This window comes from Pelagibius sp. (assembly GCF_965249265.1).
Classification (GTDB): Bacteria; Pseudomonadota; Alphaproteobacteria; order Kiloniellales; family Kiloniellaceae; genus Pelagibius.
The window spans coordinates 4,856,442-4,881,770 of record NZ_OZ252224.1 but is presented as its reverse complement, the minus strand read 5'-3'; the positions used below and the strand labels follow the sequence as shown (position 1 = coordinate 4,881,770).

General features: G+C 65.8%; 21 protein-coding genes. 5 read left to right on the top strand and 16 right to left on the bottom strand.

Annotated elements, in window-relative coordinates:
• The 4 genes from addB to ACP146_RS22725 all read left to right on the top strand — a co-directional run bounded on the left by addB (nt 1) and on the right by ACP146_RS22725 (nt 7,690).
• Nucleotides 1-3,015, top strand: coding sequence for a double-strand break repair protein AddB (addB, locus tag ACP146_RS22740; protein WP_422369038.1), 3,015 nt, complete (start codon nt 1-3; stop codon nt 3,013-3,015).
• On the top strand, nt 3,012-6,593 hold the full coding sequence (addA, locus tag ACP146_RS22735; protein ID WP_422369037.1) for a double-strand break repair helicase AddA: 3,582 nt from the start codon (nt 3,012-3,014) through the stop codon (nt 6,591-6,593). Before addB ends, addA begins: the two co-directional genes overlap by 4 nt.
• A 96-nt stretch (nt 6,594-6,689) precedes the next feature.
• Complete coding sequence (gene trxA / locus ACP146_RS22730; protein ID WP_422369036.1) at nt 6,690-7,022, top strand: thioredoxin TrxA; 333 nt, start codon at nt 6,690-6,692, stop codon at nt 7,020-7,022.
• 275 nt (nt 7,023-7,297) lie between these two features.
• Complete coding sequence (locus ACP146_RS22725; RefSeq protein ID WP_422369035.1) at nt 7,298-7,690, top strand: YkgJ family cysteine cluster protein; 393 nt, start codon at nt 7,298-7,300, stop codon at nt 7,688-7,690.
• Between the two features lie 22 nt (nt 7,691-7,712).
• On the opposite strand, the gene ACP146_RS22720 is transcribed toward ACP146_RS22725, so the two are convergent.
• The 4 genes from ACP146_RS22720 to ACP146_RS22705 form a co-directional block, all read right to left on the bottom strand.
• Nucleotides 7,713-9,308 (bottom strand): N-acyl-D-amino-acid deacylase family protein, encoded by a 1,596-nt coding sequence (locus tag ACP146_RS22720; protein ID WP_422369034.1) that lies wholly within the window; start codon nt 9,306-9,308, stop codon nt 7,713-7,715.
• Between the two features lie 33 nt (nt 9,309-9,341).
• Entirely contained in the window at nt 9,342-10,634 is a 1,293-nt protein-coding gene (locus ACP146_RS22715; protein WP_422369033.1) for a TRAP transporter large permease, read from the bottom strand.
• The gene (locus tag ACP146_RS22710) at nt 10,631-11,185 is read right to left on the bottom strand and encodes a TRAP transporter small permease (RefSeq protein WP_422369032.1); all 555 of its coding nucleotides are present in this window, start codon (nt 11,183-11,185) and stop codon (nt 10,631-10,633) included. The genes ACP146_RS22715 and ACP146_RS22710 overlap by 4 nt, the downstream gene beginning before the upstream one ends.
• 118 nt (nt 11,186-11,303) lie before the next feature.
• Nucleotides 11,304-12,317, bottom strand: coding sequence for a TRAP transporter substrate-binding protein (locus ACP146_RS22705; protein ID WP_422369031.1), 1,014 nt, complete (start codon nt 12,315-12,317; stop codon nt 11,304-11,306).
• A gap of 101 nt (nt 12,318-12,418) precedes the next feature.
• Between ACP146_RS22705 and ACP146_RS22700 the strand changes: the two genes are divergently transcribed.
• On the top strand, nt 12,419-13,318 hold the full coding sequence (locus ACP146_RS22700) for a LysR family transcriptional regulator (protein ID WP_422369030.1): 900 nt from the start codon (nt 12,419-12,421) through the stop codon (nt 13,316-13,318).
• Here ACP146_RS22700 and ACP146_RS22695 read toward each other — a convergent pair.
• From ACP146_RS22695 to ACP146_RS22640, 12 genes are all read right to left on the bottom strand, one after another.
• Nucleotides 13,315-14,655 (bottom strand): bifunctional folylpolyglutamate synthase/dihydrofolate synthase, encoded by a 1,341-nt coding sequence (locus ACP146_RS22695; protein ID WP_422369029.1) that lies wholly within the window; start codon nt 14,653-14,655, stop codon nt 13,315-13,317. The genes ACP146_RS22700 and ACP146_RS22695 overlap by 4 nt on opposite strands.
• Nucleotides 14,656-14,766: 111 nt before the next feature.
• Complete coding sequence (gene accD / locus ACP146_RS22690; RefSeq protein ID WP_422369028.1) at nt 14,767-15,735, bottom strand: acetyl-CoA carboxylase, carboxyltransferase subunit beta; 969 nt, start codon at nt 15,733-15,735, stop codon at nt 14,767-14,769.
• 43 nt (nt 15,736-15,778) lie between these two features.
• Entirely contained in the window at nt 15,779-16,615 is an 837-nt protein-coding gene (gene trpA / locus ACP146_RS22685; protein WP_422369027.1) for a tryptophan synthase subunit alpha, read from the bottom strand.
• Nucleotides 16,612-17,844, bottom strand: coding sequence for a tryptophan synthase subunit beta (trpB, locus tag ACP146_RS22680; RefSeq protein ID WP_422369026.1), 1,233 nt, complete (start codon nt 17,842-17,844; stop codon nt 16,612-16,614). The genes trpA and trpB overlap by 4 nt, the downstream gene beginning before the upstream one ends.
• 92 nt (nt 17,845-17,936) lie before the next feature.
• A complete protein-coding gene (locus tag ACP146_RS22675) occupies nt 17,937-18,608 on the bottom strand; it encodes a phosphoribosylanthranilate isomerase (RefSeq protein WP_422369025.1) in 672 nt (223 codons plus the stop codon).
• A gap of 68 nt (nt 18,609-18,676) precedes the next feature.
• Nucleotides 18,677-19,495 carry a hypothetical protein gene (locus ACP146_RS22670; RefSeq protein ID WP_422369024.1) on the bottom strand — a complete coding sequence of 273 codons (819 nt, stop codon included), beginning with the start codon at nt 19,493-19,495 and terminating at the stop codon, nt 18,677-18,679.
• On the bottom strand, nt 19,492-20,310 hold the full coding sequence (locus ACP146_RS22665) for a hypothetical protein (protein WP_422369023.1): 819 nt from the start codon (nt 20,308-20,310) through the stop codon (nt 19,492-19,494). Before ACP146_RS22665 ends, ACP146_RS22670 begins: the two co-directional genes overlap by 4 nt.
• Nucleotides 20,307-21,074: a hypothetical protein gene (locus ACP146_RS22660; RefSeq protein ID WP_422369022.1), complete on the bottom strand. Its 768-nt coding sequence runs from the start codon at nt 21,072-21,074 to the stop codon at nt 20,307-20,309. Before ACP146_RS22660 ends, ACP146_RS22665 begins: the two co-directional genes overlap by 4 nt.
• The gene (locus ACP146_RS22655; protein WP_422369021.1) at nt 21,071-21,976 is read right to left on the bottom strand and encodes a hypothetical protein; all 906 of its coding nucleotides are present in this window, start codon (nt 21,974-21,976) and stop codon (nt 21,071-21,073) included. Before ACP146_RS22655 ends, ACP146_RS22660 begins: the two co-directional genes overlap by 4 nt.
• A 131-nt stretch (nt 21,977-22,107) precedes the next feature.
• Nucleotides 22,108-23,079, bottom strand: a complete 972-nt coding sequence (locus ACP146_RS22650; RefSeq protein ID WP_422369020.1) for a hypothetical protein — start codon at nt 23,077-23,079, stop codon at nt 22,108-22,110.
• Nucleotides 23,080-23,083: 4 nt separating this feature from the next.
• Nucleotides 23,084-23,818: an orotidine-5'-phosphate decarboxylase gene (gene pyrF / locus ACP146_RS22645; RefSeq protein WP_422369019.1), complete on the bottom strand. Its 735-nt coding sequence runs from the start codon at nt 23,816-23,818 to the stop codon at nt 23,084-23,086.
• Nucleotides 23,819-23,953: 135 nt separating this feature from the next.
• A complete protein-coding gene (locus tag ACP146_RS22640) occupies nt 23,954-25,072 on the bottom strand; it encodes an NAD(P)/FAD-dependent oxidoreductase (RefSeq protein WP_422369018.1) in 1,119 nt (372 codons plus the stop codon).
• Between the last annotated feature and the right edge of the window lie 257 nt (nt 25,073-25,329).

The window sequence follows — 25,329 nt, the reverse complement described above, 5'->3', positions numbered from 1 at the left end:
ATGACCTCCCCGGCCCCCGCCGTATTCACCATTCCGGCCGGGCGGTCCTTTGTCGATACCCTGGCAAGCGGGCTTCTGGCGCGCTACGGCGAAACGCCCGCCGGCCTCGCCGAGGCGACGGTGCTGCTGCCGACCCGGCGCGCGGGGCGCAGCCTGCAGGCGGCCTTTCTGCGGGCCTCCGGTGGACGTCCGCTGTTGCTGCCGCGGATGCTGCCGCTGGGCGATCTCGATCCGGAAGAACTGCTCTTCGAAGAGAGGCCCGGAACCGGTTCCGCCGAGGCCGAATTGCCGCCCGCCCTCTCTGCCCTGCAGCGCCAGTTGCTGCTTGCCGCCTGTATCCGCACCCACAGCCGCGGCCTGGCGGCGGAAAGCGGCCTCGCGGCGTTGAACGAGGACCAGGCCATCCGTCTTGCGGCGGAGCTGGCGCGTCTGCTCGATCAGGTGGAAACCGAAGGTCTCGACTTTGCCGCCCTGGCCGGTCTGGTGCCGGAGGATTACGCCGCCCATTGGCAGATCACTCTGGAGTTTCTCACCATCGTCACCGAGCAGTGGCCAGCGATCCTGGCGCGGCTCGACGCCATCGATCCGGCCGAGCGCCGCCGCCGCCTGACCGAGCAGCAGGCTGCGCTGTGGCGCGCCAGGCCGCCCCAGGCGCCGATCATCGCCGCCGGGTCCACCGGCTCGATCCCGGCGACGGCCGAGCTCCTGGCGGTCATTGCCGGGCTGCCGCGCGGGGCGGTGGTGCTGCCGGGTCTTGATCTCGACAGCGATGCCGAAACCTGGCGCGAGATCCAGCGCGATGCCGGCCATCCCCAGTTCGGTTTGGCCCAATTGCTGAACCGCCTTAATCTGCCGCGCGACGCCATCGCTTCATGGCAGGGCGAAAGCGACGCGCTGGGCGATCCCGGAACGGGTGCGGCCCGGGCGCGCTTTGCCAATCTCGCCCTGCGTCCGCCCGGCGGCACCGCGCGCTGGCACGAGGCTCTGCCGCCCGGAGAGCATGACGCTTTCCGTGCTGCGCTGGACGGCGTGGCGCGGGTCGACTGTGCCGATCCCGGGGAGGAGGCGCTGGTCATCGCGCTGATCCTGCGCCGGGCCATTGAAGACCCCGGCCGCACGGCGGCTTTGGTGACGCCGGACCGGGACCTGGCGCGGCGGGTCGCGGTCAACCTGCAACGCTGGCAGATCGCCGTCGACGATTCGGCAGGGACGGCGCTGGCGGCAACGCCGCCGGGGCTTTTTCTGCGGCTGACCGCACGTATGCTGGCCGAGAACCTGGCGCCGGTGCCGCTGCTGGCCGCCCTGAAGCATCCCTTGGCCGCCGGCGGGATGGATCCCGCGGCCTTCCGCCGTGATCTGCGCGCGCTTGAGGCGGCGGTGCTGCGCGGCGCGCGCCCGGCCCCGGGGCTGGGCGGACTGCGCAGGGCCCTGGCGGCAGGCAAAGGCGGTGACGCCTTGCTGTCCTGGTTCGATGACCTGGCGGCGCGTCTGACGCCATTGGCAGAGGTCATGCAGTCGGACGAGGCAAGCCTCAGCGAACTGGTGGCGGCTCATCTGGCAGTCGTGGAGGCGCTGGCGGAAAGCGATGACGAGACAGGCGCCGAGCGTCTTTGGGCCGGGGAGGCCGGAGAGGCGGCGGCGCTCTTTGCGGCGGAACTGCAGGAAGCCGCGGCGGCGGCGCCGGCCTTGCGCCCGCGCCGTTATCCGGCGGCGCTGGAAGCGCTGATGGCCGGGCGCGCGGTGCGGCCACGCTATGGCCGGCACCCCCGGGTTTCCATTCTTGGGCCCCTGGAGGCGCGCCTGCAGCAGGCAGACACCCTGGTGCTGGGTGGTCTCAACGAAGGCACCTGGCCGGCGGAAGTGGATGCCGGACCCTGGCTCAGCCGTCCCATGCAGACCGCCTTCGGCCTGCCGCTGCCGGAGCGGCGCATCGGCCTGGCGGCCCATGATTTCTATCAGGGCTTCTGCGCGGCCAAGGTCTATCTGATCCGTGCCGAGCGTGTAGAGGGGACGCCTTCGGTCGCGGCGCGCTGGCTGCGCCGCATCGACGCGCTCTGCGACGGTCTTGATCTCGGGGTCGATCTGCACCGCGAACAGGCACAGCTCTCCGCTTGGGCGAAGGCGCTGGACGAGCCTGCCGAGATGATCCGCGCCAGTGAACCCAAACCATGTCCACCGTTGCACGCCCGCCCGCGTCAGCTTTCGGTAACGCGGATCGAGACCTGGATGCGTGACCCCTACGCGCTCTACGCAAGGGAGATTCTGAAGCTCTTTCCGCTCGATCCGCTGGATGCCGACCCCGGCGCGGCGGAGCGCGGCACCCTGGTGCATGCCGCCTTGGAGCGCTTTCTCAAGGAATACCCGCGGCAGCTTCCCGAGAATGCGCTGGATGCCTTGCTGGAAATCGGTGCACGGACGTTCCATCCGATCCGCGCCAAGCCCGGCGCCTTTGCCTTTTGGTGGCCGCGGTTCGTTCGTGTCGCCGCTTGGTTCGTCGCGACGGAGAGGGAACGCCGCGGCGGACTGCGGCAAAGCTTCGTCGAAACCCAAGGCAGCCTGACCCTGAAGGCGCCCGGCGGGGATTTCATTCTGACCGCCAAGGCCGACCGCATTGACCTGCTGGACGACGGCAGTCTGGCGATCATCGACTACAAGACCGGGGCGCCGCCGGCGGGTAAGACGGTGGAGGCCGGCTTTGCCCCGCAGCTGCCTTTGGAGGCCGCCATCGCCTTACAAGGCGGCTTTGCCGCGCTGCCCCAGGCGCCGGTCGGCGCCCTCGCCTTTTGGCGGCTTTCCGGCGGCACGCCGCCCGGCGAAATCCTCTCCGCCGGCAAGACCGATCCCCAGGTTCTGGCAGAGGCCGCCCTGGCCGGTGTCGGTGAGCTGGTGGCCGCCTTCGACGATCCCGCAACGCCCTACGCGTGCAAGCCGCGCCCGGAACTGGCACCGCGCTTCGGCGACTACGATCATCTCTCGCGCGTTGCCGAGTGGTCGGTGGAGCCGGAAGGATCATGAACGTCTCTGCACAAGAAGTCATCGCCCGGGCGTCGGCGGCACAGCAGCAGGCCGCCGACCCCGCGGCCTCGGTCTGGGTGTCCGCCTCCGCAGGCAGCGGCAAGACCAAGGTGCTGGTCGACCGGGTCCTGGCGCTGTTGTTGAGCGGCAACGACCCCGGCAAGATTCTCTGCCTGACCTTTACGAAGGCGGCGGCGGCGGAGATGGCCAACCGGCTGTCCGAACGCCTGGCGGGCTGGGTGACGGCGGAGGAAGGCGCGCTGCGCCAAAGCGTGGAAGATCTGCTCGGCGGGCCGGCGGAGGATGCGGTGTTGCTGCGCGCCCGCGCCCTCTTCGCCCGGGTGCTGGATACCCCCGGCGGCATCAAGATCCTGACCTTGCATGCCTTCTGCCAGTCGCTGCTCGGCCGTTTCCCGCTGGAGGCCGCGGTGGCGCCGCATGCCCAGGTGATGGACGAACACGAAGCGGCGGAGCTGTTGGAGTCGGCGCGTCTGGAGGTGCTGGCCCGCGCGCTGCAGGGCCAGGGCCGCCTCTCCGATGCCATCGGCGTGCTCACGGCTCACTTGCAGGAGGAGCGCTTCGGCGAGGTGCTCGCCCAAATGATGCACGAGCGTGGACGCCTCGCCGAACTGTTTGCCGCCCGCGGCGGTGTCGACCGGCTGAACGCAGCGATCTTCGCGTTCCTTGGGGTGGATCATGATGAGACCGCACAAACCGCCGAGGCGGCGGCGATGGCCGAGGGTGTTTTTGATCGCCAGGGATTGAGGCTTGCGGCAGAGGCTTGGAGCAATGGCACGCCGACAGAGCAAAAAAAGGCAAAGCCGCTGTTCGACTGGCTGGCCGATGACGACGCCGGGCGCGCCGAGGCCTTTGACAGCCACTGCAGCCTCTTTCTCACCAAGGACGGTCAGCCGCGGCAGAGGCCCTTGACCAAGAAACCGGCCGAGGCTTTCCCCGGCGCCATCGAAGCACTGCAGAACGAAGCAGAGCGCCTGATGCAGGTCGTGCAGCATTGCAACGCCATTACCGTTGCCAAGGCGACCGCCGCCCTCCTCACCCTGGGCGATGCCATCATCACGGCCTATCAGCGGCACAAGCAGGCACGGGTGCTGCTCGACTACGACGACCTGATCCATTTCGGCCTGCGGCTGCTGCAGCGCCAGGGCGGCGTTTCATGGGTCCTGTTCAAGCTGGACGGCGGCCTCGATCACATCCTGGTGGACGAAGCCCAGGACACCAGCCCGGATCAGTGGCGCATCGTCGAATTGCTGGCCGGCGACTTCTTCACCGGGGCCGGTGCTCATGAAGACCGCTTGCGCGAAGAACGCAGCGATCAGCCGCGCACGGTCTTTGCCGTCGGCGACCCCAAGCAGTCGATCTATTCCTTCCAGCGCGCGGACCCTGCCGAGTTCGAGCGCATGCGGAAACTGTTTCGCGAACGTGCACAGCAGGCAAGGCAACGCTGGCGTCCGGTGTCGCTGGATATCTCTTTCCGCTCGACCGAGGCGGTGCTGGGCCTGGTCGATTCGGTCTTTGCCCGGCCCGAAGCGCAGGACGGGGTGCTGTTCGGCGAGGCAGCAATCCGCCATGCCGCCGCCCGTCAGAACCAGCCGGGCCTGGTCGAGATCTGGCCGCCGGCCCCCCCGGCCGAGGAAGAGGCCCTGGCGCCCTGGACCCTGCCGCTGCTGCGCTGCGGCGACAGCCCCGCGCCGCTGCGCCTTGCCCGCCTGGTCGCCAAGCGCATCTGGTACTGGACCCAGTCGGCGGAAGGCGCCGAGGATCCGGCCTGCCGTCTCGCCGCAAAAGGCCGACGCATCCGCCCAGGCGATGTCATGATCCTGGTGCGGCGGCGCAATGCTTTTATCACCGAGCTTGTGCGCGCGCTGAAGGAACACGACGTGCCGGTGGCCGGTGTCGACCGCATGCGGCTCAGCGAACAACTGGCGGTGATGGATCTGGTGGCGCTGGGCCGCGTGCTGCTGCTGCCGGAAGACGACCTCACCCTGGCGGCGGTGCTGAAGGGCCCACTGGTGGGGCTCAACGAGGAACAGCTCTTCGCCTTGGCCTACCAACGCGGCAAGGCCAGTCTCTGGGACCGGCTGCGCAGCTTCGCCGATGGCGCGGCGCCGGACGGCGATCCGGCTTTTGCGGCGGCGCGGGATTTCCTCGCCGCCCTCGCCGCCAAGGCCGACTTTGTCGCACCCTTCGAACTCTATGCGGCGCTGCTGGGCGCCGGGCGCGGCCGGGAAAAGCTGCTCGCCCGGCTCGGCCCCGACGCGGCCGATCCGATCGAGGAGTTTCTTTCTCTGGCACTGGCCTACGAGCGCGAGAACGCGGCCTCGCTGGAAGGTTTCCTGCATTGGCTGATGGCCGGCGAACTGGAAGTCAAACGCGATCTGGAGCAGGCCCAGGGCGCGGTGCGCTTGATGACGGTACATGGCTCCAAGGGGCTGGAGGCGCCTGTGGTGATCCTGCCGGACACCCTGCAGTTGCCGCGCGGCGGCGATGGCCTGCTCTGGGTCGATGACACGGCGGATGCGCCGCCTTTGTCCATCTGGCCGGTGAAGCGGGACTACGCCCTGGAAGCACTGGAGGCGGCGCGGGGCGCTCAGCGCCTGGCGCGGGAACAGGAATACCGCCGCCTGCTTTATGTTGCCCTGACCCGGGCCCAGGACCGGCTCTATGTCTGCGGCTGGCAGGGCCGCAAGGCGGCGCCGGAAGGCAACTGGTTCCAGTTGGTCGAGAACGCCATGAAGGGGCTGGCCGAGGACGGCGCCGGGGAGGCGGTTGACTTTGATTTCTCCGGGGAGGTTGACGAGGGCTGGTCCGGCCCCGGGTGGCGTTTCGCCCGCGGCGTTGCCGAGACCGTCGTAAGCGATGCAGCGCCGGCTGAGACGACGGCGCCGCCGGCGGTCATCGAGCCGCTGCCGGCCTGGGCCTTTGCCGCCGCGCCGGCCGAACCGGCGCCGCCGCAGCCCCTGGCCCCTTCGCGCCCGAGCGACAGCGAACCCGCCGTCCGCTCGCCGCGTCTGGCCGCCGGTCTGACCCCCGGGGAAGGTCTGGATGACGGCCTGCGGTTCCGCCGTGGACGGCTGATCCACCGGCTGTTACAGAGCTTGCCGGACCTGCCGCTGGAGGACCGCGAATCGGCCGGGCAGCGGTTTCTCGCCAGCCCGTTACATGACCTCAGCGACGCCGAGGCGGCGGAGATTCTGAGGGAAACCCTGGCTGTTCTTGAAGATCCGGCGCTGTCGGTGCTGTTCGGGCCCGGCAGCCGGGCTGAGGTGCCGCTGGCGGGCCTCGTCGAGTCGCAGGATGGCCCACAAGTAATTTCGGGGCAGGTAGATCGCCTTTTGGTTGAAGATAGGACAATTTCCCTGGTCGACTTCAAGACCCAGCGCCCGGCCCCCAAAACGCCCGAGGAAGTCCCCCGGCTTTACCTCAGACAAATGGCGGCTTACCGGGCGCTTCTGGCCCGGATTTACCCCGGACACCGTCTCTCTAGTTACCTTCTGTGGACCGATCAACCCCGCCTGATGCAACTCAGCGATGCGCTGTTGGACGGTCACGCGCCTTGACGCTCGGCCTCGCGGCTCCCTACATTGCTGGCCAAGGCAAGAGCGATCCCGAGCCTTCGAAGGGGCGCATCGCATTACCGCTATAGGGATGTTTCCATGACAACGACAACGACCACAACGATGACCAATGACGGGGCCTTTGAGCAGGATGTCCTGCAGGCGCAGGGCCCTGTTCTTGTGGATTTTTGGGCCGAATGGTGCGGCCCCTGCAAGATGATTGCACCGGCGCTGGAGGAGATCGCCAGCGAGATGGATGGCCGCGTGACCGTTGCCAAGCTGAACATCGATGACAACCCGCATACGCCCCAGAAGTACGGCGTTCGGGGCATTCCCACACTGATGCTGTTCAAGGACGGACAGGTCGCCGCAACCAAGGTTGGCGCGGTCGGCAAGAGTCAATTGTTGGAATGGGTTGAATCCGTCGTCTGACACCCCACATGTAGGATGTGTTGAAGAGACACGTTTAGCTCCCAAATACGATTATCCCAAGCAAGTACCCAGTGGCCCCGTCGTCCCCCCGGCGGGGCCACTTTCATTTTGCCGGCATAATTTGTTCATCTTCGCCTGCTAAAGCGTTTTCGACTTGTGTCGAATCGGTGCCGTCAAGGGGTAAGGAGAATCTAGGTTCCCCTTGACAGCCTGCGGCGGACTGCCGAAGGTCCGCGCTCGTTTGTTCTTTTCAGGTGCAGGGGTAAAGGTCAGCCGTGGGAAAAGTGAAGTACGACTGTTTGAAGTGTCCGGGCTACTGTTGTTCCTATCCGAACATTCACCTGAAGCCGAAAGACATCAAACGCCTGGCCAAGCACTTCGGTGTGACCAAGGAGGAAGCGTATAAGCGTTTCTCCAAGAAGGGTTACAAGGAAGAAGGCCAGAAGAAAGCGCCAAGGGTGCTGCGCCACCAGAAGGACGAGCACTTCGGCAGCATCTGCCGCTTCTTCGACACCAAGGAAAGGCGCTGCACGGTCTATGAGGCGCGGCCGGAAATCTGTCGCGATTTCCCCGGCCGCAAGCGCTGCGGTTATTACGAGTTCCTGAAGTTCGAACGCGAAGCCCAGGAAGACCCCAACTTCATCGCCGTCACCAACAACAACGACTGAGCAGCGACCGCCTCACGGCATGTCAACTGCTGCGCAGCACCTGGCCGCTGTCGGTCTCGGTGCGGGCGCCGTCGCGCATGGCGAACTGGCCGTTCACCAGCACATGGGCGATGCCGCTGGCGTAGCGTCGCGGCTCTTCCAGATCGAAATGGCTGGCGATCGCCTGTGCATCGAAGACGGTGATGTCGGCGAAGTTCCCTTTTGCCAGACGGCCACGGTCCTTCAGGCCGAGACGGTCCGCCGGCAGGCTGGTGAGGCGGCGCAGGCCTTCGGCCAATGACAGCACCTTTTGGTCGCGGACATAGTGTTGCAGGAAGCGCGCCGCCCAGCCGTAGCCGCTGAGCGAGCCGATGGAATGCTTCAGGCAGCCGTAGGGCGCCAGCGCCAGGGTATCGGAAATCACCGCGCAGTCGGTGCCGGAAAGCGCCAGCCTGATGTCGTCCTCCGAAAAGGAATGCGAGGTCCACATCAGGTGGTTCATCGCTTCGCCTTCTTCTTCCAGCAGCAGGTCCAGCGCGGCGTCATAGGGATCGCAGTTCCTTTGGCTGCCGATCTCGGCCAGGCTCTTGCCGACGAGGTGATGGTTGGCTTCCGACTGCATCAGAACGATTTCGTCCCATAGACCGTCAATCACCAGCCGCCACATCGGCCGCGGATTGCGCTTGATCTTCTCCCGTGTCTCGCGGTCCTTCAGCCGTGCCCGCACGGCCTCCAGTCCGCCTTCCTGTGCCCACTGCGGCAGGATCGCCAGGACCCTTGTGTGCGACCAGTCGTGGGGAATGACATCACAGGCGACGTCGACGCCCTGGCGCTTCGCCCGGTCGATCATTTCCAGGCTGTGTTCCATGGCATGATCAGGCGCGCCGTGCTTCGGCTGAATGTGGGAAATCTGCAAACGCGCGCCGGAGACCCTGGCCGTCGCCATGGCCTCGCCGAAGCCCAGGTCGTAGAAGATGTCGCGGTTGCGCACATGGGTGGCGTAGAGCACATCCTTTGCCGCCGCCCTTTCGCAGAGCCGGGCCAGTTGGTCGGGGGTCGCCAGGCTGCCGGGCCAGTACTCAAGGCCGGAGGAGAAGCCGTAGGCGCCCTCCTCGATGCTCTGTTCCAAAAGAAAGGCCATGGCCTCGACCTCCTCGTCGCGGGCCGGCCGCAGGGCGTCGCCGAGGACGGCGCGATGGATGGTGCCGTGGCCGACGAAAGCGGCGACGTTGACCCCCAGGGGCTTGCCGGCGAGATGGTCCAGGTATTCGCCGAAGTTCAGCCAGTCGGCATCAACGGCGCCCGGCAGAAAGCCCGGCGACATCAGCTCGATATCGCGGCGGCTGCGGGCCGGCGCGCAGGAAACCCCGCACTGGCCGACGACCTCGGTAGTGACCCCCTGGTGCACCTGGCTTTCGGCGCGGCCGTTGGCTGCCAGCGTGAAGTCGGAATGGGTGTGAAGGTCGATGAAGCCCGGGGCGACGGCGAGGCCGGCAACTGAGATCCGTTCCGCGCTGTCGTTGCCCGAGAGGTCGCCGATCGCGGCAATGCGCGCACCGCTGACGCCGACGTCGGCTTCGACCGGCTCCTTGCCGCTGCCGTCGAAGACCAGACCGCCTTCCAGGACCTTATCCAACATCTTGCTTGGTCTTTCCTTGCTGCATTCCGCTCCTCAATAAGTGGCGACGCCGTAGACCGCGTCGGGCAGCCAGAGGGTGGCTTCGGGAATGAAGATCATGAACAGAAGGCCCAGGACATAGGCCAGGATGAAGGGCAGCACCGCCACCGAAATGCTTTCGATGCTGATGCCGGAGATGCGCGAGGCGACGTTCAGGTTGCCGCCCAGGGGGGGTGTCAGGAAACCGATCTCGCAGGTCATCACGGTGAAGACGCCGAACAGCACCGGGTCGACGCCGAGGCTCTGCACCAGCGGCAGGAAGACCGCAGTGAAGAGGATGATCTGCGCCAGGGATTCCATGAAGGTCCCGATGATGATGTAGAAGATGCCGATGAACATCATGATCAGGATCGGGCTGGAAGTGATGCTGGTGATCGCCCCCTCGACCGCCGTAGGGATGTCGTAGAAGGCAGATAGCTGGCCGAAGGCGAGGGTCGGCGTCAGCAGGATCAACAGCCCGGCCATCAGGGCGGTGAAGCGCAGACTCTCCAGGATTTTCTTCGCGGTTAGTTCCTTGTAGACGAAGCGCCCGACGAAAAGCGCATAGAAGACGGCGACCGCGGCTGCCTCCGTCGGCGTGAAAGCACCGCCGTAGATACCGCCGAGAATCAAGACCGGTGCGCCGATGGCCCACTTGCCGTCCCAAAGCGCCTGCAGGAAAGGCCTCCAGGAAAAGGGCTTGCCGGAGCCGCCGAAACCGCGGCGCCGGGCGATGATGTAGGTGGTGATCATCAAAAAGATGGTCACCAGGATGCCCGGCACCACGCCGGCCAGAAACAGCCGCGGGATCGAGGTCTCTGAGACCAGGCCGTAGATGATCATCAGGTTGCTGGGCGGGATCACGCTGCCCAGGGCTCCGGCGGAGGCGGCGATGGCGGCGGCGAAGGGCGTCGAATAGCCGTCGCGGCGCATCGCCGGAATGGTGACCGAGCCGATGGCCGCCGTGGTGGCGGGGCCGGAGCCGGAGAGCGCGGCGAAGAGCATGCAGGCAAAAACCGTGACCAGACCCAGGCTGCCGCGGTAGGCGCCGACCAGATTGGTGGCGATGGAAATCAGCCGCGTTGCCATGCCGCCGACCTCCATCAGGCGCCCGGCCAGCACGAAGAGCGGAATCGTCAGCAGCGGAAAGGGCGTCAGGCTGGTGTAGCCGGTCTGAGCCATCAGGGTATAGGGAATGTCGATGAGGAACAGCGCCAGGATGGTGCTGACGCCGACGGCGGCGAAGAGCGGCACCCCGATCAAGGTGAGGACGGTGAAGACCAGGGCGATGAGGACCAGCTCGTTCATCGGCCCGGCTCCCCGGCCTTTGCTTCATCCGGCAGTCCGACATCGTGTTCCGGGCGCATCCCCGGAATACCGCGGCGCCCGCCGCGCCACCAGCCGGCGTAGAGCTGCAGCAGGCGGATGATCATCAGTGCGTAGCCGATGAAGACGATGGACTGCGGATAGAACTCGTCGATCCCCAGGCGCGGGGTGGTCGAGGTGAAGGTCCAGAGCACGCCGAGGTATTCGATGCTGATGACGACCATGAAAAGCGAGAAGGCGAGCCAGATAACGTCCGCCAGGATCACCACCATGGTGGCGGCCTTGACCGGCAGCAGCAGCACACCGGCCATGATGCGGATGTGAAAGCGTTCGCGCACACAAAGCACGGCCCCCATATAAACCGCCCAGACCATGGCGATGGCCGCGACCTCCTCCGACCACTGCAGGGCGGAATTGAAGCCGTAGCGCATGATGACCTGCAGGAAGACGCAGCAGGCCACGACGGCGAGTCCAAAGCAGGACAGCGCCTCTTCGAAGTGCCGTTCCAAAAGTTGCAGGCCGCGTTTAATCACCCCGGAGCCTCCGCTCAATCGCTGTCACTCGGGCAGAGCGTCCCTGCCGGAAAAAGAAGGGCGGGAAAGCCTCGTGGCGATCCCGCCCCGGCAAGTCGACAGGGGGTATTGGCTGAATCTATTGAGCCGCGGCCTGGATCTCGTCAACCAGGGCCTTGAATTCGTCGCCGCGGTCGGCGGCGAACTGCTGCTGGACCTTCTGGGCCGCGGCGATGAAGGGCGCGCGCTCCGGCCGGGTGACGGTCATGCCGCCTTCGGTCGAAAGCCAGGTGCGGATCTCTTCGATCTCCGCCAGCTTTACCTTGGTATGGTACTCGCCGGCCTCCTTGGCGGCGCGCAGGACGGCTTCGCGCTGTCCGTCGTCCAGGTTGCTCATGAAACGGTTGGAAGCGAAGACCGGGGCGAAGCCGGCGAAGTGATCGAGAATGATCAGATGCTTGGCGAACTCGAAGAACTTCATCTCGCGGATCACCGAGGTGCCGTTGTCGCCGCCGTCGATGGTGCCGGTCTGCAGGGCGGTCGGGGTTTCCGACCAGGCCAACGGCACCGGCTCGGCGCCGAAGGCCTCGAAGGTCGCCAGCATGACCTGGTTCTTCGGCACGCGCAGCTTCAGGCCGGCCAGATCCTCAATGGTGTTCACCGGGCGGCGGGAGTTGAACATGTCGCGATAGCCGGGCCCGCCGAAGGTCAGCAGATGCACGCTGGTATCGGCCTGCAGCTTGTCGCGGATCTTCTGTCCGACCGGGCCGCCGGCGACGGTCAGCAGATGGTCGGTGTTCTGGAAGATGTAGGGCAGAACGAAGACGTCCATCAGCGGCCAGTGCGGTGAGACGTTGTTCTGGGAGATGAAATAGGCGTCGACGGTGCCGAGTTGGAGCGCCTTGAAGGCGTCGTCCTCGGTACCGATCTGGGCGCAGCAGCGCAACTTTACGTCGATACTGCCATCGGAATACTTCTCCGCCAGTTCTTCGAACTTGCTGGCCAGGATGCCGTAGTCGGACTCCAGCGGCGTCGCCCAGCCGAGATTCAGGACGACGTCTTCGCGGGCCGAGGCCTCGTCGGCGGGCGTCAGAGCCAATGCCGCAACGGCCAGGGCGCCGAAGGTGGCGGCGCGCGTTAATCCCCTGATCATGATGATGCTCCCCGTTTTTTTGGTTTATGTCGAAAACCATAGCCGCCCCATCTTGCGGCGTATAATAATAATGGCGCAGTCATTGATACCGGATTTGCATCATGCACATCGGCATGCGCCATATCCGCTATTTCGTCGCGGTGGCGGAGGAGCTTCATTTCCGCCGCGCGGCGGAGCGTTTGAACATCAGCCAACCGGCCCTCAGCCGGGCGATCCGCCATATCGAGGCGGAGGTCGGCGTCCGGCTCTTCGAACGCAGCAACCGCCATGTCGCCCTCACCCATGCCGGCGCCAACTTCCTGCGTGGCTGTTCCACCGCCCTCACCTACATGGACGGCGCCATCGACCAGGCGCAGAAGGCGACGACGGGGGAGAAGGGCCATCTGGTGATCGGCTACACCGACATCGCCATTGCCGGGCGGCTGCCGCAGATCCTGAAATCATTCCACCAGCGCTACCCGGAGGTGACGTTGGAGCCGCGTCACGACTACACCGAGGCCCAGTTGAAGGACCTCGAAGCCGGGGCCCTCGATTTCGGCTTCGTCACCGGGCCGATGCTGCAGCCGGGGCTCGACAGCCTGGCGGTGCAGCATGATGGCTTTATCGTGATCCTCTACGCGAGCCACCCCCTGGTGAAGGAGCGGGAGATCGCCCTGGAAGCCCTGGCCGGCGAATCCTTCGTCCTCGGTACCATTTCCAACTGGGCCTACTATCACGATCACCTTTACCGCCTCTGCCGGGATGCGGGCTTTGAGCCGGATGTGGTGCAGACGGCATCCAACGGTGAAGGCATCTTCGGCCTCATCGCCTGCGAGATGGGTATCTCGATCCAGGCCAGCGCGGTCGAGGCCTGCCTGCGCAAGGGCTTGGAAACCCGGCCCCTGAAAGACTGCGCGGTGACCGTGCCGACCCTGGCGGCCTGGAACCGCGAGACCCTCTCCCCGGTAAAGCAGCGTTTCATCGACCATCTTGCCGAACAGGCGGAAGGCTTGCTGGCCTAGCGGTTGTCGGCGAGTACCTGTCCGGCAAGGTATAGAGAACCGCAGATGAGGATGCGGGCGGGTTGGTCTGCGTGACCGACGATAGCGCTCAGCGCCGCGGCGACACTCCCCGCGGGGGCCGCGGCAAAGCCCGCCTCCGCCGCGTGTTCCGCCGCCGCCTCGGCGCTCAGGCTGGCGGCCTCACCGGGGATCGTCACCGCTTTCAGGTCTTTGGCCAGCGGCGCCAGCGGCGCCAGGAACCCGTCGGCGCCCTTGGTGTTCAGCATGCCGTAGACCAGATGCAGGGGTCGGTCGCGCCAGTCCGCGAGGGCTTCGGCCAGGGCCGCGCCGGCGGCGGGATTGTGGCCGCCGTCGAGCCAAAGCTCCCAGCCCGGCGGCAGCAGCGCCGCCAGCGGCCCCTCGGTCAGGCGTTGCAGGCGTCCGGGCCAGGAAGCAGCGGCAACGCCCCGGGCGACGGCTTTGTCGTTCAGGCCGAAGCCTGAGAGCTTGCTTGCACAGGCGACGGCGAGGGCGGCGTTGGCCATCTGGTGCGGTCCGCGCAGGGCGGGCGCAGGGAAGGAACGAACGCCGTCAGTGTCCTCAAAACGAAACCCGTCACCCTCAGGCGTGAAACGCCAGTCGCGGCCGTGAACATGCAGGTCCGCCCCGACCCGGGCGGCGCGTTCCTCGATCACTGCCAGGGCTTCGGCCTCCTGGGGGCCGACGACGCAGGTCACACCGGGCTTCAGGATGCCTGCTTTCTCTCCGGCGATGGCGGCCAGGGTATCGCCGAGAAACTGCTGGTGATCGAGGCCGATGGGCGTGATCGCGGTAAGGGCCGGGCGCGCGATGACGTTGGTTGCGTCCAGCCGCCCGCCGAGGCCGGTCTCCAGCAGCAGGATGTCAGCCCCCCGTTCACCCAATGCGTCTTCAGCGAAGGCGAGGAAGGCGGCGGCGGTGGTGACCTCAAAGAAGGTAATGGGCTCGGGCCCGTTGGCCTCCTCGCAGCGTTCCAGCAGGGCGATCAGCGCGGCTTCGTCGATCAGGCCGTCTGCCAGGCGGATGCGCTCGTGAAAACGCACCAGATGGGGCGAGGTATAGGCCTGTACCCGCCGGCCGGCAGCCTCCAGCATGGCGCGCAGGAAGGCGAGCAGCGATCCCTTGCCGTTGGTGCCGGCGACGTGGACGACGGGGGCCAGACGTTGCTCGGGATGATCCAGGCGCGTCAGCAGGCGTTCGACCCGGCCGAGGGACAGGTCAATGACCTTGGGGTGGAGGCGCGTCAGGCGCTCCAGCACCGCATCGCTGGTTTTGGATGGACTCACGGTGGTATAGGCGCCGCCGCTAGCGTTTTTCATGTTTTGACGGTACCGGCCCGCTCCCCCTCCCGGCCACCCAATGAGATTATCCTGCTGGGTGGCCGGGAGGGGGAGCGGGCTGGAACCGCTTCGACGACAGTCGAAGACACGCTAGCTCCTTGCGTCACTGCCCTCTTCCGCCGGCAGCGGCGGGATCGCCGGGGCGTCTTCGTCTTCCGGCTCCGCTTGCGCGTCGCCGCCGCGCGGCAGGGTCACGACTTCGGCTGTTGGCGTCTTCTCGCGCAGCAGGCGCAGGATCGTCGTCAGGGTATCGCGCATCTCGGCGCGCGGGACCACCATGTCGACCATGCCGTGGTCGAGCAGGTATTCGGCGCGCTGGAAACCTTCGGGCAGGGATTCGCGGATCGTCTCTTCGATCACCCGCTGGCCGGCAAAGCCGATGATCGCCCCGGGCTCGGCCATGGCGACGTCGCCCAGCATGGCGAAGGATGCGGAGACACCGCCGGTGGTCGGGTCGGTCAGAATCACCAGATAGGGCAGGCCCGCTTCCTTGACGATCTCCACCGCCGCGACCGAGCGCGGCATCTGCATCAGGGAGAGAATGCCCTCCTGCATGCGCGCGCCGCCGGAGGCGGGAATAACGATGAGGGAGGCCTCCTGCAGCACCGCCAGACGCGCGGCGGCCAGCAGGCCTTCGCCCACGGCGATGCCCATGGAGCCGCCCATGAAGGCGAAGTTGAAGACGGCGATCACCGTCGGCAGGCCGCCGATATCGCCATGGGCGACGATGATGGCCTCATCGCCGCCGTTCTTCGCCTGGGCTTCGCGCAGGCGGTCTGTGTAGCGTTTGCGGTCGCGAAAACGCAGGGGATCAAGCGGCACGTCGGGCAACTCGATGGTCTTGAAGGCGCCCTCGTCGAACAGCATCTCCAGACGCCGGCGCGCCGGAATGCGCATATGGTGATTGCAGTGCGGGCAGACCCTGAGATTCGATTCCAGCTCGCGATGAAAGATCATCTGGCCGCAGCTGCTGCACTTTTCCCAGAGGTTGTCCGGCACGTCCGGCTTGGTGACCAGGGCGCGGATCTTCGGCCTGACGTAGTTGGTGATCCAGTTCACGCGGGAACCCTCCAGACGTTGACGGCGTTAGACTGCGGCGGCGTCAGGCCGCCCGGTTGCTGCGCACACCGTTGGACAGCGTTTCGACGAAGGCCAGTACCTTGGCGACCAGCCCCGGCTTGGCTTTGCCGTCTTCGTCCAGCTCCGCCTTGATGGCATCGACGATGGCCGAGCCTACCACAGCCGCGCTGGCTGTGTCCGCGACCGCCGCCGCGTCTTCGGGCGTGCGGATGCCGAAGCCGACGGCGATCGGCAGCTCGGTGTGGCGGCGCAGGCGCGTCACCGCCTCACGGACATGATCGATCGGCACCGCCTTGGTGCCGGTGATGCCCATGATGGAGACATAGTAGACAAAGCCGCTGGTGTTGTTCAGCACCGTGGGCAGGCGCTTGTCGTCGGTGGTGGGCGTCGCCAGGCGAATCCAGTGGATACCGGCCTTCAATGCGGGCAGGCAGAGCTCTTCGTCCTCCTCCGGCGGCAGGTCGACCATGATCAGGCCGTCGACTCCGGCTGCCTTGGCGTCATTGACGAAACGCTCCACCCCGTAGATGTAGATGGGGTTGTAGTAGCCCATCAGGATGATCGGCGTGTCGTCGTCGGCCTGGCGGAAGGCGCGCACCGCCGCCAGGGTCTTGGCGAGCGTCATGCCGGCATTCAGGGCACGCAGGCTGGAGGCCTGGATCGTCGGCCCCTCGGCCATGGGATCGGAGAAGGGCATGCCCAGTTCGATCAGGTCGGCCCCGGCGCCGGGCAGGCCCTTCACCAGTTCCAGCGCCGTTTCGGGATCGGGATCGCCGGCGGTGACGAAGGTGACCAGGGCGCCGCGGCCCTCGGCCTTCAGGGCGGCGAAGCGCCGCTCGATGCGACTCTGTTCGGTCATATCTTCACACCAAGCGCTTCGGCGACGGTGAAGACGTCCTTGTCGCCGCGGCCGCACATGTTCATGACCAGCAGGGCGTCGCGCTCCATCTGCGGCGCCAGCTTGCCGACATGGGCCAGGGCATGAGCGGGCTCCAGCGCCGGAATGATGCCCTCCACCCGCGAGCAAAGCTGGAAGGCTTCCAGGGCCTCGGCATCGGTGGCGGAGACGTATTCGGCGCGGCCGCTGTCGTGCAGCCAGGAGTGTTCGGGCCCGATGCCGGGATAGTCCAAGCCGGCGGAAATCGAATGGGCGTCCTGGATCTGGCCGTCCTCGTTCTGCAGCAGATAGGTGCGGTTGCCGTGCAGCACGCCGGGCCGCCCGCCGGTCAGCGAGGCGGCGTGTTCGCCGGTCGGGATGCCGTGGCCCGCCGCCTCGACGCCGATGATGCGCACTTCCTTATCGTCCAGGAAGGGATAGAACAGCCCGATGGCGTTGGAGCCGCCGCCGATGCAGGCGACCAGCGCGTCGGGCAGCCGCCCTTCGGCCTCCATGATCTGTTCGCGGACTTCGCGGCCGATGATCGACTGGAAGTCGCGCACCATGGCCGGATAGGGGTGCGGGCCCGCCGCCGTGCCGATGATGTAGAAGGTGTTTTCGACGTTGGCGACCCAGTCGCGCAGGCCGTCGTTCATGGCGTCCTTCAGGGTGCCGGTGCCGCTGGTGACGGGCTTTACTTCGGCGCCCAGCAGCTTCATGCGGAACACGTTGGGGGCCTGCCGTTCGATGTCGGTAGCGCCCATGTAGATCACGCAGGGCAGGTTGAAGAGCGCGCAGAAGGTGGCGGTGGCGACGCCGTGCTGTCCCGCGCCGGTCTCGGCAATGATCCGGGTCTTGCCCATGCGCCGCGCCAGCAGGATCTGCCCCAGCACGTTGTTGGCTTTGTGGGAGCCGGTGTGGTTCAGCTCGTCGCGCTTGAAGTAGATCTTGGCGCCCTTGTCCGCCGGGGCGTCCTTGCGCAGTTCCTCGGTCAGGCGTTCGGCGAAGTAGAGCGGGCTCGGCCGGCCGACGTAGTGCTTGGCGTAGTAGTCGTATTCCGACTGATAGCTGGGGTCCTGGCAGGCGGCGTTATAAGCGCGCTCGACGTCCAGAATCAGCGGCATCAGGGTCTCGGCGACGAAACGGCCGCCGAAAAGGCCGAAATGGCCGGTCTCATCCGGACCGGCGCGGAAGGTGTTCAGCGTTCCCATGGGGGACGTCCTGTCCTTGTTCGCGGTTTTTATCGTTGGTGAAAGCCGGACTTTGCCTCATTCGCGCCGCTGCTGCAATGCCGGGCAGGCACCTAAAGAGGCCCTTGGGCCGGCCTTTCCAAAGCTTGGGCGGCGGCCAGGAAGGCCCTGATTTTCTCAGGGTTTTTGCGGCCCGGAGCATCCTCGACCCCGGAAGAGATGTCGAGCGCCGGGGCCCCGGTCACCCGCACCGCCTCGGCCAGATTGTCGGCGGTCAGGCCGCCGGCCAGGAACCACGGCAGCGGAAAGGTCTTGCCGGCCAGGATCGACCAGTCGAAGGCGAGCGCATTGCCGCCGGGCAGGGCATTTTTCATCTCCGCCGGGGGTTTGGCATCGAACAGCAGGCAGTCGACCACACCAAAAAAGGGTTCGGCCGCCGCCAGATCGCTTTCCTGGCGCAGTTTCAGCACTTTCATCACCCTGATGCCGAAGCGCGCCTTGATGTCAGCCGCCCGTTCCGGCGTCTCGCCGCCGTGCAGTTGCAGCAGATCCAGCGGCACCGCTTTCAGGATGGCTTCGATGGTGGCGTCGTCGGCATCGACCAGCAGGCCGGTCTTCACGACCTCTTCCGGCACCAGGGCAGCCAGGGGCGCGGCCTCTTCGGGCGTCACCGCGCGCGGGCTGGGCGGATAGAACACCAGCCCGACGAAGGCGGCGCCACCCTCCACCGCCGCGGTCATCGCCTCGGGTGTCGAAATCCCGCAGATTTTGACGTCAACGCTCATTTTCCGTCCGGTCGCTGCGCTTCTCAGCGCCGGATTAGGGGGCCGAGAGGCCGTTAAGTCAATGGGGGCTAATCGAAGCGCTCCAGGATTTCCCGCTGGTCGCCGGTCCAGCCGCCCAGGCTGCGCAGAGCCTGGACGAAAGCGGCGCAACCCACACCATAGAGGAGATAGGTCAGGGCCTGCCCGCTCGTCAGGCTGACCCAATGAAGTCCGCTGTCGGCGTCAGTGGTTCCGAGCCGGGTCATAATCATGGTGTCGGGAAACACGAACTCGAGCAGGAGAATCCCGACCAGAAGCACGCCCAGGATCAGCATGGCGATCAGGGCCAGGGCGGCAAGGAGTCGCAGGCCGTTGCCCTTGGTGCGACGCCAGGAATCGCCGAGCCGACCGCTTTCGTCCACGGCAATCCAGATGAAGGCAAAGGCGAAGCGGATGTTCAGATAGAGCGCGGCGCCAACCAGCACAATGACAATGGCGATCTGAAGGGCCGAGCCCGGCCCTTCGGCAAAGGGCTCCATGGCGATAAGCGCCGGGAAGGAGGCGGCACCGAGAAGCCAGGCATAGCCGAGATAGGGGACCAGCCGCCGGCCCGGCCGGGGCAGCAGGCGCGGCCGGGTTTCGGGCGACTTGAGCAGCAAGTGCCGGTACCAGGCCACCTCGAAGACGGCGATGATCGTGATTTCGAGAAGGCTGCGAAGCAGCGTCAGGCTGCGCCGCTCCGGCGCTTCGGCCATGATCGCGGCGAGAGTCACGGACAAGGCAAAGGGTACCGCCGCCGCCGTCAGGAAGGCGCCGAAGTTGCGCGTGGTCTCGCCATAGCCGGCCTTCACGGTCTGCCAGACCGGCAGTTTGGCAGGCGATCCAAGGTCGCTGTCCACCGTGCTCATTCGAAGCGTTCCAGGATCTCCCGCTGGCTGGTGTTCCATCCGGTCAGGATGGTGAAAGCTTGGACCATGACCGTGCAGGCGAGAGCGTAATAGAGATAAAACGCAGCATTTCCGAATACCACCATGATCCAGAAAAGCCAGGTTTCATAAACGCCTGTTTCGAGCTGCAAAGCGATATCTGTGGAAACCATCGATGCAAGAACTCCGCCCGCGAAGAACAGAGCAAAAAGCGGGACTGCAACGGCGCCGAATGCGATGACGATCCGCAGCCCGTTCTTTCGCGTGGCGCGCCAGGAGGCCCTGAGGCGTTGTGGCGCATTAATGGCAATCCATAGAAAGGCAAAGCCGAAACGTACGCCGATATAGAGCGCAAAGATGTACAAGACGATGATCAGCGCAATCGTGATTACGGGCGTTGGGCCGTCGTAGTTCGTTGCGGCGTACTGGAAAAACAGTGCGGGTATGTAGGGAATCAACAGCAGCAGGGAATAGCCGAGAAAAGGCAGGAACCCACTTCCCGGGAGATTCAAGAATCCGGGTCTGGTTTCGGGTGAACGCAAAAGCAGGAAGCGCAGCCAAACGATCTGGAAAAGTGCGGCGAGGACGAATGAAAGGACGATGCGAAGCATGCCCAGAGCGCTTCCGGAATCTTCGGGAATCAAGCCTTCCAGGAGAATGGAGATTACGAGAGGCAGGGCGGCCGCCCGCCCCAAAGCGCCAAGATTTTTCCACGACGTGCCATAGCCGGCTTTCACGCTCTGCCAGACCGGCAGTCTCGGTCTTGCCGATTCCTCTCGTTGCGCCGACGCCGTCATTCGAAGCGCTTGAGCAGCTTTGCGTCAGGCGGCGGCACCCAGCCGGTGCAGGTGCGAAAGGCGATGGCGAGGATGGTCAGATAGGCGGCCTGCAGCAGCCAGAGGCCGGCATGCCAGAAGACCCAGGCGAAGATCGCGACGTCGTCGCTTTCGGCCACCCCCTCCAGCAGGAAGACGAAAGCCCGCCAGGGCAGCAGCACCGCCAGGCAGATCACCAGAAACAGCCGCAGGGCCGGGCCGCGGCTGTGGCGCCAGGCGAGGCCGAGGCTGTAGTTCTCGTCCACGGCGGTGGTCACGTAGACGAAGGCAAAGCGCATCTCCAAATAGACCGTCAGGAGATAGAGCCCCCAGAAGGCCGCCTGGAGGATCGGCTCCTCCGCCGCCGCGCCGTCGACCGGGTAGAACAGCAAAGGCAGGTCGATGCAGGACAGCAGCAGCGAATAGAGCAGGAATTGCAGATGGCGCCGCTGCAGCACCGGGAAAAAGCGCAGCTTGCTGGCGTCGTCCACCTGCAGGACCTGGCGCAGCCAGGCGACCCCCAGCAGCACCCAGGGCAGTTCCAGCAAGAAGGCCCTCACCACCCGGGCAAAGGGTCCCTCCATGGGCCCGGTCATGATGTCGATCCACATCGACAGGGCCATGGGAATGGCGGCGAGTTTCAGTAGCGTTGGAATGTTGCCGAACAGCCTTGCATAGGCTTCGGTGATGGTCGGCCAGACCTGCAGGGGCGCGATGGCCTCGCGCGGGGGTTCGTTATCGATCATTCAAAGCGTTGTAGCACTTCTTCGCGCGGACCGCCCCAACCGCTGAGTTGGGCGTAGGCCGAAGTAATCGCTGCGATGATCAAAGCGAGGCCGAGATATTCTGAGAGCAGGCCGATCACGGCGCTTGGTGCAGAAGTCAATACGATGGTGACCCAGGTCACTTCGGCGGGATTGCTTGGGAGAGCGGAAAATCCCCCGAAGAAGACCGCTGTAAGGCTGTTCATAATCAGGGTAATGATGATCACGGTGACGAGGCTCAGGACCGTGATGACGACCAGAACCAGATAAAGTTTCAGGCCACTGCCGCGCGTTATCCGCCAGGCGCCGCCAAGCCCGAGCTTCTGATCGGTGGCGACGGCGGGGAACACGAGGCTGAAGCGGGTCACGAAGTACATGTAAATCAAATAGAAGAAAAAAAGCAGCGGCACCAAGATTCCGAAATGGGAGAGCATCGTTGCTGCTCGGGTTTCGAAACCCGTGCTCATCGAAAGGGCGCTGCCGCCCAGGATCACGATGGCGATGGTGAAGCCGGGCAGCGCGAGGGCCACAGCGAAGAGCAAGATGTAGCCGAAGTAGATCAAAGTCCGTCTGCCCAGCAGAGGGCGCGGTACGGCGCCAGCCTGCCGTCCTATCAACATCAGCCGGTTGCAGGCGATGCCGAAGATCGCGAGAGGGAGGAAACCGAGAATCTCAACGCCAATGCTGACGTCCGGAAGAACGGCTAGCACATAATACGTCAAGGCGGACAGAACGAAGCTCATCAGGAGGGGCAGCATTGCGGCCTTGGCGACCATCCAGAACTGCGTGAAGACCAATGAGAAGGCGGCACTGAAAGTGGTGCCGAATGTCAGCGGTACCGACGGCGCCGGCATGGTCTCGGCGCCCGTGTTCTCGATGGTCATCTCCGTCCCCCCCCTTGTTTGCCCGGCCCAAGGCAGTGTTGCGGCGGAAGCACATCACCCGCCGCCGAATCCAACCATGACGATATCAGGGGGGCGACTATTCGACCAAGAGAAAGGGCCCGAGGAAGGGTCTACTGTCCGTTGTTTTCGTCTTCCAACGGTCCGGCCGGCAGGTTGCCGCCGCTGGCCGGCACCCAGCCGGTGCAGGTGCGAAAAGCAAGGCAGAGCAGGGAGAAGAGAACCGCAAAGGAGAGGAAGTTGGCCACCGTCGAGATGACGTTGAAGAAGACGACGCTGAGGATCGACGGCGCTTCACGCGGGCTGACCGCGCTGCCCGGTGTGGCGGCGCCCGGCGCGACTTCGCCAGGCAGGCCCTGACCCGGCGCCGGCATCAGCTCGCCGATGCTGACGCCCAGCAACATCTGGAAGAGGAAAGCGGCGAGCAGGAGCTGGCCGACAACGATGGGCAGGCCGGCCGCGAAGAGGGCCGCCGTCAGCCGCAAACCCTGGCCGGCGGAATGCTGCCAGGAGAGGCCCAGGCCGTATTCCTCGCCCACCGCGACGGCTGGAAAGACAAATCCAAGCCGGGCCAGCACGTAGAGCGCGCCCAGGAACATCAACAGGCCGACGACGAAAAAGCCGGGCCCGAGGTCGGTGGGTGAGGACATCAGCCCGAGAATGCTGGCGAGCACGGAGCCGACCGCCGAGAGCGGGATTGTCATCAGCATCATGATGAGGAACAGCAGCATGCCGTAGCCGAGAAAGCGCCACTGGATCGGTCCCCAGCTGAGGCTGCGGGCCGGAAGTCCTGCGGGGCCCAGCAACATGACCCGGCACCAGTTGACGCCGAAGTGGCTGCTGGCGGCGAGGCTGATCAGAAACAGAAAGAAGCCGGCACCGCCGCCAGTCGGCAGGATGAAGGAGATGGCCCAGGCGCCCATCAGCATGAAGAAGGCGCCCTTGGCGGCCTGCGCGACGAGGCCCAACTGGCCGAAGACGGAGGCGAAGCTGGCGACTGCCGTCGCGGCGACCGGCAGATCGGCGACGGCGCTGCTGGGGGGACCGCCGGGCGGGCCGGAGGGCGTGGGGTTCTGCGGTGCCATGGTCCTAGTTCACCAGTGTGCCGCTGAGGTCTTCGGTGATGCGCCGGGCCGCGGCCAAGGGGTCGTCGGCGGCGGCAATGGGCCGGCCGATGACCAGATGGTCGGCGCCCTCGGCAATGGCCTCTTCGGGGGTCATCACCCGCTTCTGATCGTCGCTGCTCGACCAGGAGGGGCGGATGCCCGGCACCACCAGCAGGAAGTCCGGCCCGCAGGCCTTGCGGATGGCGGCGATCTCCCGCGGCGAGCAGACGACGCCGTCCAGGCCGCTGTCCTGGGTCAGGCGGGCAAGGCGGAGGACCTGATCTTCTGCGGGCCCGCGCTGGCCGACCTCTTCCAAATCCTGGGCGTCGAGGCTCGTCAGCACCGTCACGCCGATTACCTTGGGGCGTTCGACCCCCAGGTCCTCGGCGGTCTCCCGCGCCGCCTGTCCGGCCGCCTGCATCATTGCCCGCCCGCCGGAGGCGTGGACGTTGAGAATGGCCGGGCGCAGGTGCACGGCGGCGCGCACGGCGCCGGCGACCGTGTTGGGGATGTCATGGAACTTCAGGTCCAGGAACAGCGGCGCGCCACCGGCCACCAGACGCACGCCGTCCGGCCCCTGGGCGGTGAAGAGTTCCTTGCCGATCTTGATGCCGCCGACGGCACCAACGAGGCTTTTGGCGATCGACACGGCGCGTTCGATGTCCGGCGTGTCCAGGCCGACGAAGATTCGGTCTTTCGGTGCAAGGGCTTTGGTCATGGGCACTACCTAGCAGAGCCGGGGCGGTGCTGCCAGTGGCAGTCGGCGGTGAATCCGCCCAATCTTTTAGGTGCAGAGCGGATTCACATGTTTAGACGCAAACATCACAGTGTTTCCGTCTAAACATGACCCGCTCTAGTCTTCGGTAAGGCTTTCCCGGCGCCCCTCGGCCCAGCTGCGGAAATCGGCGTAGGCGCGTTCGCCGGTGGCGGTTTTGGCCAGTTCTTCCCCCATCAGGGCGCCGAATTTGAACATATGGCCGCTGCAGCCGCCGATCACGGTGACACCGCCGTTGCGCTCGGTTACGAAACGGTCGTCCGGCGAAATCGCATAAGGGCAAACCTGGCCGCGCAGGATCTTGTAGTCGTCGAAGTCCCTCAGCAGGGGGCGGAAGGCGGCGGCGACTTCCGCGGCCTCGTTCTCGCCCAGCGGGTCAAGCTTGTCGGGGTCGCCGGGGCGGCGGTGTTCGCCCGCGCCGAACTTCAGCTCGGTTCCGTCGACCGGCGGCGCGGCATAGATATCGACGTCGTTCAGCAGGTGCACCATGGCCGGGGCTCTCGCCCAGGCCTCGGCCTGGCTTTCCGGCGGCTCCAAATAGGCGATGACCTGGCGATGGGGCACAGCCTTGCGCGCCAGTTCGGGAAACAGTTTTGCGGTCCAGGCGCCGGCGGTCACCACGATCGCCTCGGCGGTCTCGCGGCTGCCGTCCTCCAAGGTCAGGCAGCCGGCGCCGGGGTCGACGCTGACGATACGGCTTTCGCTGCGCAGACTGACCCCGCGATGCTGAAGGTAGCGCACCAGCGCCTCGACGATGCGCGCGGCGAACAGCAGGCCGCCGCGCTGGTTCACCAGGCCCCAGGCGTCCTGCGGCACGGTCATGAAGGGGCAAAGCTCTTCGATCTGTCTGGCGTCCAGGGTTTCATAGCCGAGACCCAAGCGATCCAGGGTCAGGCGTGACAGATCCGCCCAGTCGCCCTCCGCCGTGGAAAGGGCGAGGCTGCCGATCTCCGCGTAGTGGCGCTCGCCCAGATCGTCCCACAAGCGGTCCCAGGCCTTCAGAGCGTCGACCACCATGGCGCAATACCCGGTCTGGTCGGCATAGGGCAGGCGGATCAGGCGGTGCTGGTCGTAGGAAGCACCGCCGGTCTGCGGCAGGGGTCCCTGTTCAAAGACCACGGGATCATGACCCTGGCGCACCAGCGCCCAGGCGGTCGAAAGGCCGATGACCCCGCCGCCGACCACCAGAACCTTCATCGGCCGAAACCCTTCATGAAACAAGAACCTTCTTGGTCGATCCCGCACATCTTGCGGATTTGAATAGCCCCGTCTCCGCGTGAAAGCCAGCGCCGCCTGAAGACTCTATCTAGAGTCTTTCACGTTTTGACGGCACCGGCCCGCTCTCCCTCCCGGCCACCCCCCGAGTTTTCTGGGCCAGTATCCTATGGGTGGCCGGGAGGGGGAGCGGGCTGGAACCGCTTCGACGTAAGTCGAAAACGCTCTAGACAAGGCGT

What these genes read in the sequence shown, in the direction of transcription:
- trpB (WP_422369026.1), bottom strand. Translation starts at nt 17,844, where the DNA reads ATGGGAACGCTGAACACCTTCCGCGCCGGTCCGGATGAGACCGGCCAT.
- ACP146_RS22700 (WP_422369030.1), top strand. Translation starts at nt 12,419, where the DNA reads ATGCACATCGGCATGCGCCATATCCGCTATTTCGTCGCGGTGGCGGAG.
- ACP146_RS22665 (WP_422369023.1), bottom strand. Translation starts at nt 20,310, where the DNA reads ATGACGGCGTCGGCGCAACGAGAGGAATCGGCAAGACCGAGACTGCCG.
- ACP146_RS22660 (WP_422369022.1), bottom strand. Translation starts at nt 21,074, where the DNA reads ATGATCGATAACGAACCCCCGCGCGAGGCCATCGCGCCCCTGCAGGTC.
- trpA (WP_422369027.1), bottom strand. Translation starts at nt 16,615, where the DNA reads ATGACCGAACAGAGTCGCATCGAGCGGCGCTTCGCCGCCCTGAAGGCC.
- pyrF (WP_422369019.1), bottom strand. Translation starts at nt 23,818, where the DNA reads ATGACCAAAGCCCTTGCACCGAAAGACCGAATCTTCGTCGGCCTGGAC.
- addA (WP_422369037.1), top strand. Translation starts at nt 3,012, where the DNA reads ATGAACGTCTCTGCACAAGAAGTCATCGCCCGGGCGTCGGCGGCACAG.
- ACP146_RS22670 (WP_422369024.1), bottom strand. Translation starts at nt 19,495, where the DNA reads ATGAGCACGGTGGACAGCGACCTTGGATCGCCTGCCAAACTGCCGGTC.
- ACP146_RS22720 (WP_422369034.1), bottom strand. Translation starts at nt 9,308, where the DNA reads ATGTTGGATAAGGTCCTGGAAGGCGGTCTGGTCTTCGACGGCAGCGGC.
- ACP146_RS22675 (WP_422369025.1), bottom strand. Translation starts at nt 18,608, where the DNA reads ATGAGCGTTGACGTCAAAATCTGCGGGATTTCGACACCCGAGGCGATG.
- ACP146_RS22640 (WP_422369018.1), bottom strand. Translation starts at nt 25,072, where the DNA reads ATGAAGGTTCTGGTGGTCGGCGGCGGGGTCATCGGCCTTTCGACCGCC.
- ACP146_RS22650 (WP_422369020.1), bottom strand. Translation starts at nt 23,079, where the DNA reads ATGGCACCGCAGAACCCCACGCCCTCCGGCCCGCCCGGCGGTCCCCCC.
- addB (WP_422369038.1), top strand. Translation starts at nt 1, where the DNA reads ATGACCTCCCCGGCCCCCGCCGTATTCACCATTCCGGCCGGGCGGTCC.
- ACP146_RS22705 (WP_422369031.1), bottom strand. Translation starts at nt 12,317, where the DNA reads ATGATCAGGGGATTAACGCGCGCCGCCACCTTCGGCGCCCTGGCCGTT.
- ACP146_RS22655 (WP_422369021.1), bottom strand. Translation starts at nt 21,976, where the DNA reads ATGACCATCGAGAACACGGGCGCCGAGACCATGCCGGCGCCGTCGGTA.
- trxA (WP_422369036.1), top strand. Translation starts at nt 6,690, where the DNA reads ATGACAACGACAACGACCACAACGATGACCAATGACGGGGCCTTTGAG.
- ACP146_RS22715 (WP_422369033.1), bottom strand. Translation starts at nt 10,634, where the DNA reads ATGAACGAGCTGGTCCTCATCGCCCTGGTCTTCACCGTCCTCACCTTG.
- ACP146_RS22695 (WP_422369029.1), bottom strand. Translation starts at nt 14,655, where the DNA reads ATGAAAAACGCTAGCGGCGGCGCCTATACCACCGTGAGTCCATCCAAA.